This is a genomic window from Pseudomonas fluorescens (assembly GCF_041354075.1).
GTDB lineage: Bacteria > Pseudomonadota > Gammaproteobacteria > Pseudomonadales > Pseudomonadaceae > Aquipseudomonas > Aquipseudomonas fluorescens_CE.
On the sequence record NZ_JARZGC010000002.1, the window covers coordinates 239,511 to 257,280 of the forward strand.

Sequence of the window (17,770 nt, forward strand, 5' to 3'; positions counted from 1 at the left end):
GCCACACGGCGTTCGATCAGACGATCCGAACCACCTTCTGCCACACGGCGTTCGATCAGACGATCCGAACCACCTTCTGCCACACGGCGTTCGATCAGACGATCCGAACCACCTTCGGCGACAACCGGGTGAGCGGAAGTAGCGGCGAATGCGTTAACTGCGAAAACCGAGAAAGCGATGCTGAGGAAGATTTGGCGTTTCATGATGGTGTGCTCCGGGGGTAGTAGTTTTGTATGGAGCCATTGTTACGCCGCCCGGTTATTGAGAGAACTTCATTGGGATGATGGTGACTATCGATGCCGGTAATGAATCATTGATCCACTGTCGGAGCGAGCTTGCTCTTACAGGCCAGCGCCCACACGGCTCACTGCACCCGCGATCAAACCCGCGCCTCATTCTGATACTGGCGCGGACACATGCTGAACCGTGCTCGAAATTCCCGGGAAAAATGCGCGCCGTCGGAGAAACCGCAATCCATGGCGATCTGGGTGATGCTGCTGTGGCTGTTCACCAGCAGCCACGCACCGTACTCAACCCGCAGGGAGCGCTGGAACTCCATGGGGGAAAGCCCCAGTGACTGCTGGAATGCCCGGGTCAGTTGACGCCGGCCGAGCCCGACATACCGGGCGATGGCATCGAGGGTCGGCAGGCTGTCCATGCGCTGCTCGATGTAATGCGCGGCCTGGCGCACACGTTCGTCCTTGATGTCTTCGAGGTTGGCGTAGAAATGCGCCTGTGGCTGTCGCCCCTGGCGAATCCCCTGCAACATCATGTGCCGCACCGCCTGCTGGGCTTTCTCCCGTCCACAGTGACGGGCCACCAGGTACAACGCCAGGTCGATGGCGGCGGTCGAGCCGGCACAGGTGATCAGGTCGCCTTCGTCGATGAACAGATGATCGACAGCGGCCGGTGTTTTCGGGAACCGGGCGCGGAACGCGTCCAGCACGTTCCAGTGCACACACACCGAACGACTTTCCACCACACCCGCCTGCGCCAGGGCGAAGGTGCCGGTGCAGATACCCAGCAGGCGCGTGCGGCTTTTCGCGACGCGTTGCAGCCAGTCACGCAAGTGGCCCGGCATCTGGGTATTGAGATAGTCATTGCCGCCGCAGATGGCGATGTAATCGAACGCCTCCACGTCCTGCGCCAACCCTCCGGAGACCTCCAGCGCGATACCCGCGCTTGAAGTTCGCGGCAAGCCGTCAACACTCATCACCTGCCACGTCGTGTGAATCTGCCGGCTGCCGCCGCCCAGATCCCCCGCCAGGCGCAGGACATCGATGAATCCGGAAAACGCCGCCAGGGTGAACTGATCCAGCAGGACGAAGCCCACGGATAACTGCGGACGCGGGTTCACCACGCTGCCGGCGGGGGCAGACGTTGGGCGATCCGGGTCAATCGGCGTCATTTTTTGCATGACCTAACTATTCAACTTTAAGACCCCGAAGTGCAAGCACTCGAATCAGCGATACGAGCAAGATGCAGGCAAGGGGAACAGTCCAATAACAGCAATAGAGGACATACGATGAAACTGAAGACAGGTCAGACAATCACCGCCGCTCTTTTGGTTACGGGCTGCATCGCCGCACCGGTCGCCTTGGCCGACCCGCAGAAACTGACCGTCGCGCTGTACGGCGGCAACTGGGGCGACGCCTTCCTCAAATGTGTTGCAGAACCTTTCACGAAGGCCACGGGGATCGCCGTCGCCGCCGAAGTCGGCACTTCGACCGTCACCCTGGCCAAGCTCCAGCAGCAGAAATCCAGCCCGACCATCGATGTGGCCTGGATGGACGGCGGCATCAGTGAAATGGCCTATGACGCCGGCGTCGTCGCTGATCTCGACCCGGCGGCGATCCCCAATCTGAAAAACGTGCAGGACAAGGGGATCTACACCCACGACGGCCACACCTTCGCCGTCAGCAGCGGTTACTACTCCCTGGGCCTGACCTACAACACCAAGGACATCAAGCAGGCGCCCACCAGTTGGAAAGACCTGTGGAACCCGGAGTACGCCGGCGCCATCGCCCTGCCCTCGCCCGCCAACTCGTCCGGGGTGCCCTTCGTGTTTTTCATGGCCGACGTCTGGGGCATCGACCGGGCCAATCTGGAGCAGGTCTACACCAAGCTCGGGGCGCTGGACACCGCGTTGTTCTTCGACAGTTCGGGCGCGGCCACCAATGCCTTCCAGAGTGGCGAAGCGATCATCGGCGCACACTTCAACGTCGGCGCCTGGGACCTGATCGACAAGGGTGCACCCATCGGCTTCACCATTCCCAAGGAAGGTGTCTGGGCCACCGATGCGCGCCTGCACCTGATCAAGGGCGGCAAAAACAACAAGGCCGGCGAGCAGTTCATCAACACGGCGCTGACCCCCGAAGCGTCCTCGTGCCTGGCCAGCAAGCTGTACCTGGGCCCGGCGGTGAAAGGCGTCGAAGTGGCGCAGGATGTCGCGCGCAAACTGCCCTGGGGCGTGGACGGCTCGATCGACAGCCTGCGCCTGTTCGACTGGAGCCAGATCAATGCGCAGCGCGCCGCCGTCACCAATGACTGGAACCGCAAGGTCACCGCCAAGTAAGCCACGGGGTCAGCCATGTCAGTTTTGTTGAGCATCGACAGCGTCTGTAAACACTTCGGACCGTTCCAGGCACTGGACAACATCCAGCTGGATATCCAGCAAGGCGAGTTCATCGTCCTGCTGGGCCCCAGCGGTTGCGGCAAGACCACCCTGCTGCGTTCCATCGCAGGCTTCATGCAGCCGGATTCGGGCCGCATCGCCATCGACGGTCAGGATGTCAGTCGTTTGCCACCCTACCGTCGCCCCCTGAACACGGTGTTCCAGAACTACGCGCTGTTTCCGCACATGACAGTGCTGGAAAACATTGCCTACGGCCCTCGGCGTCAGGGTATTGGGCGTAACGAAGCCAAACTCAAGGCCCGCGAAGCCCTGGCGATGGTCGGCCTGGAAGCGCTGGAAGACCGTTTTCCGCGTGGCATGTCCGGTGGGCAACAGCAGCGCGTGGCCCTGGCGCGTGCCATCGTCAACCAACCCAAACTCTTGCTGCTCGATGAGCCACTCTCGGCGCTGGACATGAAACTGCGCAAGCGCATGCAGATCGAGCTCAAGCACTTGCAGGCCAAACTGGGCATCGCTTTCATCTTCGTCACCCACGACCAGGAAGAAGCGATGACCATCGCCGACCGGATCGTGGTCATGAACGCCGGGCGCATCGAACAGGTCGGGACCAGCAGCGAGATCTACAGCGCCCCCGCTTCGCGGTTTGTCGCGGACTTCATTGGCGAGGCCAACCTGATCGGTTACGAAGCCCGCGACAGCGGCGAGATTCGCCTGGCAATCGCCCACAGCCCATTCCTGCACATGGCGAAAAACCTGTTGCCACGCGGCACGGCGGTGTTGCGTCCCGAGCATCTGCAAGTGCTGGAGAACGGGAGCCTGGAAAGCCCAGGCCGCTGCGAAATGCACGGCACGGTGACCGATGTGATCAGCGTTGGCAGCCACACCCTGGTCCACTCCGTGATCGACGGCCAGCCCGTCGTGGCCCGCACCATGGGCCTGCCTCGGGCCGACCTGATCGCCGGCAGCGCCGTGCGGCTGGGTTTCGATCCGGCGCACCTGCACCTGATCGGAGAGCCGGTATGAAACGCACAGCGCTTGCGCCGTCGCTGATGCTGTTCGGCGCCCTGGCGTTCTTCACCGCGTTTTTCCTGGCGCCCTTCGCGGTGGTGATCTTCGCCAGTCTCACCACCAGCGGTGATCAGACGCTGACGCTGGACCACTACATCAAGGTGCTGGGCGATCAGTACCACTGGGACGTGATCCTGGTGACATTTCGCATCGCCGCGCTGACCACGCTGATCTCGCTGCTGCTGGGTTATCCGCTGGCCTGGTATCTGGTGCGCGTCGTGAAATGGCGAGCCTGGCGCCGTGCCTGCGTGATCCTGCTGGTGGTGCCGATGTTCACCAGCAACATCGTGCGCTCGTTCGGCTGGATGGTGCTGTTGGGTCGCAAGGGTCTGGTCAACGAGAGCCTGATGGGCGTCGGCCTGATTGACACGCCGGTGCGCTTTCTCGGCACCGAACTCGGCATCCTGATCGGCATGGTCTACATCCTTCTGCCGTTCATCGTGCTCGCTGCCGGCAACGCCCTGGCACAGGTCGACCCGGCCTACGAACAGGCGTCCGATGACCTGGGTGCCAGTCCTCGTGCAACGTTTTTCCACGTGGTGTTGCCGCTGACCATGCCCGGCATCATTTCCGGTTCGATCATGGTGTTCACCCTGGCGGCCAGCGCCTACGTGACCCCGGCATTGCTGTCCGGCGGCCGGATCTCGGTGCTGTCGATGCTGATCTTCCAGCAATACAGTTCGGTGTTCGATTTCAACTATGGCGGCGCACTCAGCGTGGTGCTGCTGATCTTTACCCTGGTCATGGTCGGCATCGCCGGACGGGTGGGCAACATTCGGGGGAGCAACTGATGATCACGCAAGTATTGGTCAGACTCGTGTCCTGGGCCGTGCTCGGCTACATGCTGCTGCCGCTGGTGGTGATCCTCGGCGTCTCGGTCACCGCAACCTCGTTCCTGGCCTTCCCGCCACAGGGCTGGACGCTGGACTGGTACGGCAAAATGCTGAGCGACCCGAGCTACGTGGCGTCCTTTGCGACCAGCACGATCCTGGCGCTGGCAGCGACCTTCGTCGCCGTGTTGCTCAGTGTGCCGGCCGCGCTGGCGATGGCCCGCTACGAGTTTCGCGGCAAGGGCACGATCGTCGCGGCACTGACGTCGCCCCTGGTGTTTCCGCACATCGTATTGGGTGCAGCGCTGTTGCAGTTCGGCGGCTACTTCGGCCTGACCCGCAGTTTCCTCGCCTTGCTGATCGGTCACACCATCATCATCTCGCCCTTCGTCCTGCGCTCGGTGCTGTCGATGCTGACACCCGAACAGCGTGCCCTCGAAGAAGCCTCGAGCGACCTGGGCGGCACACCCTGGACCACGTTCTTCCTGGTGAGCCTGCCGCAAATCCGCCCGGGTCTGGTGACCGGATCAATGTTTGCGTTCATCTCGTCATGGATCAACGTCGAGCTGTCGATCTTCAACACCACGCCGGACCTCAACACCATCCCGGTGAAGCTTTTCAACTACGTGCAATACACCGTCGACCCGACCATCGCCGCCGCGTCCGGCGCGACCATCCTCGTCGTCGTGGTCGCCGTGATTATTCTGGATCTGTGCATCGGCCTGGACCTTTTGTCCGAACGCAAATAACCGCCCCATCCCACCCACACAACACTCATACGTCCCGTTAGCAGGAGAGTACCGTCATGCGCATGCAAGACACGTTCGATGTCATCTATACCCATACCGAAGGCGAACCCCTGTGCATCGTCCACAGCGGTATTCCCTACCCCGCCGGCTCGAGCATTCTGGCCAAGCGGCGCTTCCTGGAGCAGAACTACGACTGGCTGCGCAAGGCCCTGATGCAGGAGCCACGCGGGCACAAGGACATGTTCGGCGTGTTCCTCACCCCGCCTTCGAGCAGCGAGTACGACGCCGGGCTGATCTACATGGACGGCAGCGTGTATTCGCACATGTGCGGCCACGGCACCATCGCCGTGAGCATGGCGATGGTCGCCCTGGGGCTGGTGCCTCGAGGCCAGGACGGCATCACCAAAATTCGCTTCGAAACCACCGCCGGGCTGGTCGTGGCCGAAGTGGGGTCCGAAGGCGACAAGGTGCTGTGGACCCGTTTCGAAAACGTACCGGCCTATGTGGCCGCCCAGGATATCCCGATCCAGCTTCCCGGCTACGGCGACCTCAAGGCCGACCTGGTGTGGGGCGGCAACTACTTCGGCATTGTCGACCTGACCAACTGCGACCTGCGCATCAGCCCGGACAACGGCAGCGAACTGTCGCGCCTTGGCCTGTTGGCCCGGGATCAGATCAACAAGCAGTTGAAAATCCAGCACCCGACCGAGGCCCACATCAACGACCTGAACTTCATCACCTTCTGGCACCCGGCAACCCTCGAAGGCGCGTTCTACAAGAACGTCCACGTCTTCAGCGCCGGCCAGCTGGATCGTTCCCCGGGCGGCACCGGCACCAGCGCGATGATGGCGATGTTCGAGGCCCGGGGGAAACTGGGGTTGAACCAGCCGATCCTGTCCGAAGGCTTGCTGGGCAGCGGCACCTTCGAGGGTTGCCTGCTCGGTGAGGTGGACCTCAACGGCACCCGTGCGGTGCGGCCGACGGTCAAAGGGACGGCGAGCATCCTGGGGACTTCGCGTTGGGTAATCGACCGTGATGATCCGGTGGGTTCGGGGTTTGTCATCAACTGATGCCCCGCCGGTTTTGCGGGCGTGCGCAAACGCTGTGCACCCCGCAAATCTGCAGGAACGGGCTCGCCCGCGATGGCAGCCCCGGCATCGCAGGCATCCAGACAGCCCGCGTCATCGTTGACGCAGGCAATCAATCGCATCGTCATCGCGCTTGCCCGGCCCTGACTCTCTATCGATAATTGCGCTCCCTCCCCTCACGCAAGGATTTGCCGTGAACAAGCTCTACCTGGCCCTGCCTTTCTGCGCACTGCTGTTACAAGGCTGCGGTGTGACCATGGCCCGCTACGAACCCAATTTCCAGAACGTACAACAGCTCAAGCAAGCAGCACCTTTGCAGCCGGTTCGCGACGCGCAGGTGAATGCCGACTCCGGCCAAGGTTCTCTGATGGTGCGTTTGAACCCGATTTCCTCGCCCGAGGGCAGTGTTCCATTGCACATCCAGGCCGCGATCAGCGACGAGCTGCGTCACGCCGGGCTGCTCGACCCCCGAGCCGACCGGCAACTGCAGATCCAATTGATCAAGAGCCAGCTCAATACCGGCGTGATCACCGGCCACGGTGAATTGGCAGCACGCTTCACCCTGCGCAAGGGCGACGAGTTGTTGTACGAAACGACCAAGGAAGTGGAACGTGATTGGGACAGCAGCTTCTTCGGACCGATCGCAATCCCCGCTGCTGCGAACAACTACAACCCGATGGTGCAGGCCCTGCTGAAAAACCTCTACAGCGACCCGCAATTCCTGCAAGCGCTCAAGTAATCAACTGATCAAAAAAAGAGCCGCAAATGCGGCTCTTTTTTGTCGATGTCAGCCGCGAGGAATGCGGGCACCCACAGCGGAGTACTTCATGCGGTTGCTGTCGACCCAGTTCTTCAGCAGCGCATTGACCTGTCGATTGAACGTATCGGTGACCGCCGCCTTGGGCGTATTGCCCGCCAGAGGAAGGAACCAGATGCCCATCCAGGTATTGATTGCGTCGTGGTTGCTGGTTTTGCCCAGCGACTGACCACGCTCATCCAGCGTTTCCAGGCTCATGGTGTACTGGTCGGTCGCGAGCGCAGGAATGATCGTCAGGGTCAGGCCGCTGATGAAGGCCATCGCCATCTGCCCACCACCCGGCGCGTGGTTGTAAACCTTCAGGTGCAGACTGTAGTCACCAGGTTGTTTCTCGAATTCGTCGAAACTCACACGACCGAACAAACCCGATTCGTTGAAGGCGCGCTTGAGCTCCGGCTTGAGCATTTCTCGGGCTTGCGGCACTTCGTTGGCCTGCGCATTGCCCGGATCGCCCTGGTAGAAATCGAAGTCCACATAGACGTTCGGCTTGTGGGAGTAGCTGGCCATCGATGGCAAATCTACAGGTGCCACCTCATCCTTGGTGAAGCTTGCGCAACCACCCAGGGTCAATGCCAATGCGAGACTCAGGACTTTTCCAAATTGCATATCGACTTCCTTGCAGATCAAAAAAAAGCAGCCAGTCAGACTGCGGAGCCGATTCTAGAGCGATTGCGACGCAAGCTAAAGGTGGATGACGGGCAAACTGCAAGCCCATTGACGATTGCTGCCTTTCACCATGGGTAGAAATCGGCCGAGGTTGGTGGACACGTCGGCTCTTCCAGACCGCCTCCCGTGCGGTGCGGCCGACGGTCAAAGGGACGGCGAGCATCCTGGGGACTTCGCGCTGGGTAATCGACCGTGATGATCCGGTGGGTTCGGGGTTTGTCATCAACTGATGCCCCGCCGGTTTTGCGGGCGTGCGCAAACGCTGTGCACCCCGCAAATCTGCAGGAACGGGCTGGGGCTGAGTATCAACTGGACGAAGCCCCGACCGATGCAGGCGCTTGTCGCTTGAACGCAACGCAGAAGCACAAGAGCACAGCCACTGCAAAAAGCGCCGGGAACAGCCAGATGCTCGTCCAGTCATGCAACGTGCCGACGGCGTAGTGATCGGTTACTTTACCGGCGACCCAGAAGCCGATCAGCATACCCAGCCCATAGGTGGCCAACGTGATCAGGCCCTGAGCGGAGCTTCGGCAGCCAGCCGTGGCCTTGGCATCGGTGTAAATCTGCCCCGAAACAAAGAAAAAGTCGTAGCAGACCCCATGCAGCGCGATGCCCAGCAGGAGCATGAACGCTTGCCCGTCGCCATGGCCGTAGGCAAACAAGACGTAGCGCAACGCCCACGCCAGCATGCCCACCAGGAGCGCCATTTTGATCCCGAAGCGTGTGATGAACAGTGGCAGCAACAGCATGAAGAGGACTTCGGACACCTGCCCGATTGCCATTTTGGCCGTGGGGTTGGTCACTCCGATCTCGGAAAGGAAAGGGTTGGCGTTCTGGTAATAAAACGCCAAGGGAATGCAAATCAGGATCGAGGCCAGAAAGAACACCAGGTAGCTGCGATCCTTCAGCAGACCCAGCGCGTCCAGCCCCAGCAATTGACGCAGATCCGAGCGCCCCGCCGCTGCCCTGGTCGGTGGCGTCGCAGGCAAGCTGAGGCTGTAAAGGCCCAGCACCAGCGAAGCGAGCGAGGACATCAGGAAGGTGTTTCTCAGCCCGCCGCTGGCCACAGCCTGCGCCGAATCCCAGGCGAACACGATACTGATGACGACTCCGGCGACAATCCATCCCAAGGTGCCCCAGACTCTGATGCGTGCGAACTCCTTGGCCGGATCGCTCATCTGGCGGAATGCGACCGCGTTCACCAGTGCCAGGGTCGGCATGTACACAACCATATAGGCCAGCACGTAGGGATAGAACGCGCTGAAATCCGGCGCCTGATACAGCTGATACAGCAGCACCGCGCCCAACAGGTGCAATACCGCGAGGATTCTTTCTGCATTGAAGAAGCGGTCTGCCACCAACCCGATGACGAACGGGGCAATGATTGCGCCCCAGGACTGTGTCGAAAACGCCAGCCCTATCTGCGCACCGTTAGCCGCCAGATGCGAGGACAAGAACGTGCCCAGGGTGACGAACCAGCCGCCCCAGATGAAAAACTGGAGGAACATCATTGCGCTTAATCGCAGGGACATCGTGTTCATGTGCAGATCACCGTTTTATTGTTATGTCGGTCATGCAGGGACAGCTCAGGCGTCAGGCAACCCCAGCAATCGTCTGTTGAAATCAGCGTCAGCCGCCACACCGGCGAAGTCGTCGAAGGCTTTGCGGGTCTTGTCGATCATGTGCGCGTCAATGAAAGCGGCACCCTGCGCCGCACCTTGGGCCGCGTCCTTCAGACAGCACTCCCATTCAAGAACGGCCCAGCCATCAAAATCGTATTGGGTCAACTTGCTGAAAATCGACTTGAAATCGATCTGTCCGTCTCCCAGCGACCTGAAACGGCCCGGCCGTTCCACCCAGCCTTGATATCCGCCGTAGACGCCTGAGCGAGCGTCCGGCCGGAATTCGGCGTCCTTGACATGGAACATGCGTATCCGCTCGTGATAGCGATCGATGAAGCCCAGGTAGTCCATCTGCTGCAGCAACAGATGACTGGGGTCGTAGAGGATGGCGGCCCGGGGATGGTGATCGACAGCCTCCAGGAAACGCTCGAATGAGGCGCCGTCATGCAGGTCCTCGCCGGGGTGAATCTCAAAGCAGAGATCCACGCCCTCCTCCTCGAAGCAATCGAGTATCGGCCGCCACCTTGCCGCCAGTTCTTCGAAGCCTTGCTCGACCAGTCCTGCCGGCCGCTGCGGCCATGGGTAAACGTAGGGCCACAACAGGGCGCCGGAAAACGTGGCATGTGCCGTCAGGCCCAGACGCCGACTGGCCCGTGCCGCCAGCTTGAGCTGCTGCACGGCCCACGCGGTGCGCGCTTGCGGCTGGCCGCGAAGGTGTTCAGGCGCAAATGGGTCGAACAGCGCGTCGAAAGCTGGATGGACGGCCACCAATTGGCCCTGCAAATGGGTCGACAGCTCGCTGATTTGCACGCCGGCTGTGGCGCAGATCGAGGTCAGTTCATCGCAGTATTCCTGACTCTCGGCAGCGCGGGCCAGATCGATGAATTGGCTGCCCAGCGTAGGAAGCTGGATGGCCTTGTAACCCTGCGAAGCAGCCCAGCTAGCGATGTTGGCGAGGGTATCGAAAGGCGCCTCGGCCGACATGAACTGCGCCAGAAAGATGGCTGGTCCACGCAATCCGGGCTTGTCTTCAGCCTGAAGTTCTGACGGTGACTTCGGGGTGGTCATGATGTTGTTATCTCCGTCCATTGTGAGTGCCTGCGGTGGCTGGCGATCGCCGCCTCAATGAATGCCATGCCTCTGTGACCAATCTCTATACCGGGAACGCCGGGTACCTGATGCCCTTTGGCGCCCCCGCGAATCGCGCGAGCGAAATCGCCGTACAGGTTGGCCATGGCTTCGAGATAACCTTCCGGGTGTCCCGCCGGTAACCGCATGCGCTGCTGGGCCTCTGCGCCAAGCCAGGGTTGGCCCAACCCTGAGCGCAACAAACGCAGTGGCTGATCCAGAGATCGATGGATCAGGCTCGACGGGTCTTCCTGTCGCCACTCCAACCCGCCGAGGTTGCCGTAAACCCGAATCTTCAACGGGTTTTCCTCACCGGCGCAGACCTGGCTCGCGAGCAACACGCCGCTGACACCACCCTCCATCTTGATCAGCATGCTGGCGTCATCGTCGAGCTGTCGGCCGTCGACATGTGATCCAAGGATCGCGCACAGGCTGCTAACCTGGCGCCCCGTGACGAACTCGGCCAGGGAGAAAGCATGGGTGCCGATGTCGCCGATACACCCACCGATCCCCGATTGCTCCGGTTGATCACGCCACGCCGCCTGTTTGTTACCCGATTGGGCAACGTCCTGACTAAGCCAGCCTTGGGGATACTCGACGATGACTTTTCGCAGTTCGCCCAGAACGCCTGATTGCACCAGTGCCCGCGCCTCCCAGACCATGGGATAGCCGAGGTACGTATGCGCCAGGCCATACAGCCTGTCGCTTGACTCGACAGTGGCCTTGAGCGCCACCAGTTCAGCCAGATTCAAGGCAGCCGGTTTTTCCGAAAAAACGTGGAAACCCGCCTTCAGCGCGGCCTGGGAAATCGGTGCATGAAGGTGATTGGGCGTGACGATGACCAGCAATTCCAGACGATCTTCAGTCGGTCGATTCGCCTCCGCCTGAAGCATCTGCTGCCAGCTGTCGTAAACCCGGTCCTGCGCAAGGCCCAATGCAGCGCCGGTGCGGGCGTTGTTGTCCGGATCTCGGCTGAAGGCGCCACAGACGCACTCGAAGCGGCCGTCCAGACCCGCGGATTGTCGATGCGCCTGTGCGATGAACGACCCCTCACCGCCACCGACAAACCCCATTCTTATCTTTTTCATGATCGCGCCTGTGAAGTGAATGTACGGCCGATTTCAGCGCCGAAAGCGCCTGATGTAACCGGTTACATTGGAGAGCAAATCTAGGCACAATTCAGTCGGCTGTCAAACACCGCCAGATGCGCGTACACAGGCGACCCAGGCTTGGGTTAAGCTCGTGCCCTATCCGAATCGGACCCGAGGTGGCTTTGTCCAATATTCGTGAGGTCGCCAGAATCGCTGGCGTATCCGTCGCAACTGTTTCACGCACGCTCGCATCGCCCGATCGGGTATCGCCCGGCACACGGGATCGCGTCAATGCCGCCATCGAGCAGGCAGGTTATCGACCCAACTTGCTGGCGGTGCAGTTTCGCTCGCGCAAGACCTTCAACATCGTCATTCTGGTCCCCCAGATCGCCAACGCCTTTTTTGCCAGGGTCATCAGTGGTGCGCAACGCGCCGCCCAAGCCTGCGGATACAGAATCCTGTTGTGCGACACACAAGGGGACGAACGGGTCGAGAAGGAATTCGCCAACCTCGTCTATGCCCACCAGGCGGATGGTGTCATTCAACTGCGAGCCAATGACCCGTTCGCAGACCTGGTTGATGGCCAGCAACCGCCACTGGTCAACGCCTGTGAAGTCATCAAGGGTGGACGCTATCCGACGGTGAGCCTGGATAATTTCGGCGCTGCCAGATCCATCACTACGCTTCTGATCGAGTCAGGCCACACACGCATAGGGTTGATCAAAGGCCCGGAGCACAGCCCACTCACCCGCGACCGCGTTGCTGGTTACGAAGAGGCCCATCGTCATGCCAACCTGGCGCTTGATCCGTCTTTGATGTGTGAAGGAGACTTCAGTTTGAGGGCGGGATATGAAGGCGCTGCGATATTGTTGAACCTGCCCGTTCGACCCACTGCGATTTTCTGCGAAAACGACGAGATGGCGTTTGGCGCACTGAAGCGAATAAAGGAGCAAGGCTTGAGGGTTCCTGACGATTGCTCACTGGTAGGGTTCGACGATATCGAGATGGCCTCGTACTGTGATCCGCCGCTCACCACCGTTTCCCAACCGGCTGAGGAGTTTGGTCAGCGGGCGGTTGAAATGCTCAAGGCGCTCATCGAAAACGAGCCCCTGCTCGAAAGGCATAGGGTGCTCCCGTTCAAGATCATGATGCGCGACAGCTTGCGGTCGATTTGAGCAGCGAACGCGCTGGTCGCGATGTTCTGCTACCTGGTAGTCGTCGGGAAGATTCAGCGCATGGATCTCAATCAAGACGACCGTAGTCCGTCACTCTCCAGTAGCGTATCGAGCCAAGGCTCATCGCAAAAATGCGAGGAAGAAAAAGGTCGCCAAGCCCGCCGATGTTGTTGTGCGCCTGACTTTGAAGATCAGTCGCAGCCCCTACAGGCTAGATGCTTTTACATCCTGCACAAACAGCACAAAGGCAGAAGATGTCGATACGACAAATGGCAAGGGTGCTAAAAAATGTCGCTGCGCCACGCATTTACTTAACGACTGCCCCCTGAGTAGAATGCGAGTAATTATCAATCATGTACTTTCGGGATGGCGATGCGCAGCGACGATACACTAGGTATTGCAGATCTAGGGCTGCTCTATCGCACCCACCATTCCTGGTTGCAGGGCTGGCTGAGCCGACGGGTCGGATGCCGCGAAAACGCCGCTGATCTGGCGCAGGACACTTTCGTGCGCCTGCTCAAGTCCCGTCAATCGAGCCCCTTGCGCGAGCCCCGTGCCTATCTGAGCAGCATCGCCCGCGGGTTGATGATCGACCAGTATCGTCGTCGCGAACTCGAGCGGGCCTACCTGGAAAGCGTTCAGCTGCTGCCTGAGCAGCATGTGCCCTCGGCAGAAAGCCGGCTGCTGATTCTGGACGCGCTGGAACGCATAGACCGCATGCTCGACAAGCTCAAACCCAGAGTTCGCCAGGCGTTTCTGTTTGCCCAACTGGACGGTCTGACCTGCGCGCAGATCGCCGAAAACCTGGGGGTTTCCCGCGCGACGGTGGAACGTGACCTGGCCCAGGCCCTGCAACATTGCTATCGCTTGCGTTATGTCGAAGCCTGAGCCGCAAACGCTGGATCCGGCCATTGTCGACCAGGCCATCCAGTGGCTGGTGTCCCTGCGTTTCAATCAGGCCGATGAGCAGACACGGCACCGGTTCGAGCATTGGCTGCGCCAGCGTCCGGAGCATCGGTTGGCATGGCAGCGTGTGGAAACGCTGGGCGATGAGTTCTCGGGCATTCCCACTCAACTGGCCCGACAAACCCTCAGTGGCCGCCACCGTGGCATGCATCGGCGGGACAGCCTCAAGCTGATGGGCCTGTTGGCCACGGTCGGCGCAGCGACCTGGCTCGGCCGGGACTACACACCGCTGCCAGCCCTGCTTGCACAGGAACACAGCAGCACCGGCGAGCAACGACGCTTCCAGCTGGATGACGGCAGCCTTGTTCAGCTCAACAGCGACAGTGCGGTCGACAGTGATTTCGATGCACAGCAACGCCTGATCATCCTGCGCCGGGGTGAAATCATCGTGAACGTCGGCGCCGATGAACACTCGGTCCCACCCCGCCCGCTCTGGGTACGAACCCGCGACGGGATGGTCCGCGCCCAGGCCACCCGCCTGCTGGCGCGCGAACGTGACGACGGCAGTACCCTGCTCGCGGTTCAGGGCGGCGCCATCACGGTATTTCCCGGAGCCAGCCATCCACTTGCCAACGGCGCTGGCAACGGTGTGCGAACCAGCCATCAACTGCTCCTGACATCAGGGAGCGCCCGCGAGCCAAGGGACAGCGGGCTGGATGTCTGGAGCTGGAGCGACGGCGTGATCAGCGCGCGCAACATGCGCCTGGGTGATTTCGTTGCCGAGTTGTCACGCCATCGTCACGGCGTCTTGCGCTGCTCCCAGGAGGTGGCTGATCTGCGGATCTCCGGCACCTATCAACTCGCCGACAACGACCAGGTACTGGCATTGGTCGCGCAGTCATTGCGCTTGCGCATCGATTATCGGACCCGTTACTGGGTGACGTTGACCGCCAACAGCTAAGGCCATCTCCCCGCATCTATTTGTAAAAATTAATGAGGGACTTTCTCATTCTCGTTCGACCTGTAAGGAAGGCCGGAATACAGGCCAGTTTGCCGATACCTTTCTACGGAGCGAGAAAATGAGTGTGTCCCCTGTTCCACAGCGCCATCCATTGAGTTGCGCCTTGCGCGGCGCAATCCTGGGTCTGGTCGTCAGCAGCTACGCGTTGCCGGCGCTGGCTCAATCTTCGAGCACTGATCACAGCAGCCAGGTTCAGCAGTGGAACATTGCCGCCGGCCCATTGGCACCGGCACTTGACCGCTTTGCGCGCGAGGCGGGCATCAGTCTTTCCTACGATGCGTCGAGCGTAGCGGACCGCACGACCCAAGGCGTCAGCGGCACGCTCGGTACGGCGGCCGCGCTGTCATCGTTGTTGCAGGGCAGCGAGTTGCAGGCTGAGCAACAGGGCCCGAATGCTTACCAGCTGACCCCTCAACCCAAGGCTCCCGGCCCGCTCGAACTCGGCTCGACCGATGTCGAGGACTACCGCCTCGCACCTTTGATCATCAATGCCAAGGTCAAGGTGAGTGCCGACGACGACATCAACTCGGTGGTCGCCAAGGAACTCTGGGTCGGCGGCAAGGTGGCGACCAACATTCTCAACACGCCCGCGTCCGTGTCGGTGGTGACGCGCAAGGAAATGGAACAACGCAGTGTCAGCACCACCGAGGAGGCGTTGCAGTACACGCCCGGCGTGGTCAGCGACTTCTACGGCACCGACGACCGCAACGACTATTTCCAGATCCGCGGCTTCCAGGCCACCACCTACCGTGACGGCTTGACCCTGAGCTCGATGCGCGGCGTACGCGAAGACCCGTTCGCCTATGAACGCATCGAAATCATCCGTGGCGCCAACTCCACGCTGTTTGGCCCGGCCGACCCCGGTGGCTCGGTGAATTTCGTGACCAAACAGCCACGCTTCGAGCAGTTTGGCCAGGGCTACGTAACCTATGGTTCCTTCAACCATGTCGAGACCGGCATCGACGTGGGGGATACGCTGAACGACGAAAAAACCCTGGCCGGCCGCTTCACTGCCAAAGGGCAAGACAGCGACCGCGAATACGACCATTCGAAGGACGACAACCAGTTGTTCATGGGTGGCCTCACCTGGGCACCGACGGATTTCACTTCCGCTACCATGGTGCTGGACTACCTGAAAACCGAAAGCTCGCCCAACAGCGGTGGTTATCCGCTGGACAGGGAATACGACCGCAAGGATTTCTTCGGTGAGCCGAGCTTCAACTATCACGATGTCGAGCGCACCAGCCTCAGCACTAACGTCACCCATGACTTCGACAACGGTTTCGTGCTGCGCAGCAACCTGCGTTACAGCACGCTGACCGACGACTACGGCTACGTTTACCTGAGCGACAACGCCTCGCGCGTCGGCACCACCGTCCCGCGCTACCTGCTCGGCACCGACAGCGATGCCGACCAGTTCAACGGCAACCTGATGCTGCAATACGATGCCCGTTTCGAGAACATCGACAGCAGCACCCTTGTGGGCGTGGAATATCTGGACTCCTCGACCAAGGAGCGTTCCATCTACGACCTGACCTCTTCGATCGACATCGCCAATCCGGTATTCACCGGCGTTTCAAGCGCCCTCACGCCGTACACCGAGAAAAAGAGCGAGGCGAAAACCAAGGCAGTATTCCTCCAGCAGAACCTGTCGTTCTACGAACGCTTCATCGTCACCGCCGGTGTGCGCAACGACTCCATGGATCTGTCGAGCAAGGGCTACAACCTCTTCTCCACGCCGGTGCAGTTCGACGATAACGACACCTTTTCCGAGACGTCCTACCGGGGTGCATTGACCTATATCGTCAACGATGAGGTCTCCACCTACGTCAGCATGGTGGAATCGGTCTCACCTCCACAGGTGGGCGTGACACCGCAAACGGGCAGGCAATACGAAGTGGGCGTGAAGTACTCGCCCATGGGGATGGACGCCCTGTTCTCGGCAGCCGTGTATGACCTGACCCAGGAAAACGTCACCATCGCCGTCGTGCTGCCAAGCGGCATCATCGAACAGCAGACGGTGGGCGAATCGCGGGTGCGCGGCCTCGACCTGGAGGCCAAGGCGCAAGTCACCCAGAACGTCAGCCTGATTGGCGGCTATTCCTACATGGATTCCGAAGTTGTGCGCGGTTCCTTGTACGACGGCAGCTCGCTCAAGGGTAACGAGTTCACCACGGCACCCAAGCATTCCGCGTCGCTGTGGAGCTACTACAGCATCCCCGGTACTGACGTGAGCGTGGGCCTGGGCGCGCGTTATGTCGGCGCCTATTACCTGGATGCCGCCAACACCCGTGAAAGCGATGGCACCACGTTGTTCGACGCCGCCTTCAACTACCGGATCGCCAAGGGCACGGACCTGGCCGTTAACGTCAGCAACCTGTTTGATGAGCAACACGTGGTGGGTTCCGGCACGGCGAACTTCTACAACCCGGGTCGCGAGATTACCGCCAAGTTGAGTTACAACTGGTAAGTCCGCGCTCCAGGCTCCCGATGAGAGTGGTGCCCACTGAGTAGCGGGCACTGCCGAGGCTGCGTTGCCTGCCGCAGATTTGAGGCTGATCTGCGGCGAAGCGGCATGGTGGCAGTAGGCATCGCTGGTTTTTTTTGCAGACCTCCATGATCCGGCGGACCGAAGCGCTGGATGAGCCCGTTATCAGAGATTGCGCACAGAAGACCGTAACCTTTGCTCAACTCGCCTCGCGATCACGAAAACCTTCAAGTTTTACAGGCCCACGGCCGGGCAAGCGTGCGACCAACTCCAGCGTTCCACCTAGAGCCTCGACATAGCTTCGCAATGTGGAAATCAGCATATCTTCTCTTTTTTCCACTTTGGAAATGTTGGCCTGCTTCATGTCCAGAAGGCCGTAACACCGAGTTTACAGTCACCACCCACACCCAGTGATGGCCCCCTGCCCAACCTCAACACATAAGCTCATTCCAACACGGTATTTAGAGCTCGATCCGCACCCTGCCT

16 protein-coding genes and 1 pseudogene are annotated in these 17,770 nt (G+C 60.5%); 10 read left to right on the forward strand and 7 right to left on the reverse strand.

Translation table 11 applies throughout. From position 1 onward, the window contains the following. A pseudogene (locus tag QIW53_RS03360) lies at nucleotides 1-203 on the reverse strand (phage infection protein); the annotation flags it as partial. A 176-nt stretch (nucleotides 204-379) separates the two neighbouring features. Beyond that, complete coding sequence (locus QIW53_RS03365) at nucleotides 380-1,408, reverse strand: GlxA family transcriptional regulator (protein ID WP_371048271.1); 1,029 nt, start codon at nucleotides 1,406-1,408, stop codon at nucleotides 380-382. A 117-nt stretch (nucleotides 1,409-1,525) separates the two neighbouring features. Here QIW53_RS03365 and QIW53_RS03370 point away from each other — a divergent pair, with 117 nt between their 5' ends. From QIW53_RS03370 to QIW53_RS03395, 6 genes are all read left to right on the forward strand, one after another. Then, complete coding sequence (locus QIW53_RS03370) at nucleotides 1,526-2,575, forward strand: ABC transporter substrate-binding protein (protein ID WP_371048272.1); 1,050 nt, start codon at nucleotides 1,526-1,528, stop codon at nucleotides 2,573-2,575. A 15-nt stretch (nucleotides 2,576-2,590) separates the two neighbouring features. Next, nucleotides 2,591-3,658, forward strand: a complete 1,068-nt coding sequence (locus QIW53_RS03375) for an ABC transporter ATP-binding protein (protein WP_371048273.1) — start codon at nucleotides 2,591-2,593, stop codon at nucleotides 3,656-3,658. Next, nucleotides 3,655-4,494, forward strand: a complete 840-nt coding sequence (locus QIW53_RS03380) for an ABC transporter permease (RefSeq protein WP_371048274.1) — start codon at nucleotides 3,655-3,657, stop codon at nucleotides 4,492-4,494. Before QIW53_RS03375 ends, QIW53_RS03380 begins: the two co-directional genes overlap by 4 nt. Further along, entirely contained in the window at nucleotides 4,494-5,282 is a 789-nt protein-coding gene (locus QIW53_RS03385) for an ABC transporter permease (RefSeq protein ID WP_371048275.1), read from the forward strand. Before QIW53_RS03380 ends, QIW53_RS03385 begins: the two co-directional genes overlap by 1 nt. A 56-nt stretch (nucleotides 5,283-5,338) precedes the next feature. Continuing rightward, nucleotides 5,339-6,352 (forward strand): proline racemase family protein, encoded by a 1,014-nt coding sequence (locus tag QIW53_RS03390; protein ID WP_371048276.1) that lies wholly within the window; start codon nucleotides 5,339-5,341, stop codon nucleotides 6,350-6,352. A 211-nt stretch (nucleotides 6,353-6,563) separates the two neighbouring features. Then, nucleotides 6,564-7,109 (forward strand): hypothetical protein, encoded by a 546-nt coding sequence (locus QIW53_RS03395; RefSeq protein ID WP_371048277.1) that lies wholly within the window; start codon nucleotides 6,564-6,566, stop codon nucleotides 7,107-7,109. A gap of 48 nt (nucleotides 7,110-7,157) precedes the next feature. Here the strand turns inward: QIW53_RS03395 and QIW53_RS03400 are convergent, their stop codons facing one another. From QIW53_RS03400 to QIW53_RS03415, 4 genes are all read right to left on the reverse strand, one after another. Next, nucleotides 7,158-7,793, reverse strand: a complete 636-nt coding sequence (locus QIW53_RS03400) for a hypothetical protein (protein WP_371048278.1) — start codon at nucleotides 7,791-7,793, stop codon at nucleotides 7,158-7,160. Nucleotides 7,794-8,158: 365 nt separating this feature from the next. Further along, nucleotides 8,159-9,394, reverse strand: coding sequence for a nucleoside permease (locus QIW53_RS03405; protein ID WP_371048279.1), 1,236 nt, complete (start codon nucleotides 9,392-9,394; stop codon nucleotides 8,159-8,161). A gap of 45 nt (nucleotides 9,395-9,439) precedes the next feature. Then, a complete protein-coding gene (locus tag QIW53_RS03410; protein ID WP_371048280.1) occupies nucleotides 9,440-10,543 on the reverse strand; it encodes a sugar phosphate isomerase/epimerase family protein in 1,104 nt (367 codons plus the stop codon). Next, a complete protein-coding gene (locus tag QIW53_RS03415; RefSeq protein ID WP_371048281.1) occupies nucleotides 10,540-11,691 on the reverse strand; it encodes a Gfo/Idh/MocA family protein in 1,152 nt (383 codons plus the stop codon). Before QIW53_RS03415 ends, QIW53_RS03410 begins: the two co-directional genes overlap by 4 nt. Nucleotides 11,692-11,876: 185 nt before the next feature. Between QIW53_RS03415 and QIW53_RS03420 the strand changes: the two genes are divergently transcribed. From QIW53_RS03420 to QIW53_RS03435, 4 genes are all read left to right on the forward strand, one after another. Next, a complete protein-coding gene (locus tag QIW53_RS03420) occupies nucleotides 11,877-12,869 on the forward strand; it encodes a LacI family DNA-binding transcriptional regulator (protein ID WP_371048282.1) in 993 nt (330 codons plus the stop codon). A gap of 372 nt (nucleotides 12,870-13,241) precedes the next feature. Next, nucleotides 13,242-13,757 (forward strand): sigma-70 family RNA polymerase sigma factor, encoded by a 516-nt coding sequence (locus QIW53_RS03425; protein ID WP_371048283.1) that lies wholly within the window; start codon nucleotides 13,242-13,244, stop codon nucleotides 13,755-13,757. Then, complete coding sequence (locus QIW53_RS03430; protein WP_371048284.1) at nucleotides 13,744-14,736, forward strand: FecR domain-containing protein; 993 nt, start codon at nucleotides 13,744-13,746, stop codon at nucleotides 14,734-14,736. The genes QIW53_RS03425 and QIW53_RS03430 overlap by 14 nt, the downstream gene beginning before the upstream one ends. A gap of 118 nt (nucleotides 14,737-14,854) precedes the next feature. Continuing rightward, nucleotides 14,855-17,266 carry a TonB-dependent siderophore receptor gene (locus QIW53_RS03435; protein WP_371048285.1) on the forward strand — a complete coding sequence of 804 codons (2,412 nt, stop codon included), beginning with the start codon at nucleotides 14,855-14,857 and terminating at the stop codon, nucleotides 17,264-17,266. Nucleotides 17,267-17,483: 217 nt separating this feature from the next. On the opposite strand, the gene QIW53_RS03440 is transcribed toward QIW53_RS03435, so the two are convergent. Further along, the gene (locus QIW53_RS03440) at nucleotides 17,484-17,648 is read right to left on the reverse strand and encodes a hypothetical protein (RefSeq protein ID WP_371048286.1); all 165 of its coding nucleotides are present in this window, start codon (nucleotides 17,646-17,648) and stop codon (nucleotides 17,484-17,486) included. Nucleotides 17,649-17,770 lie beyond the last annotated feature (122 nt).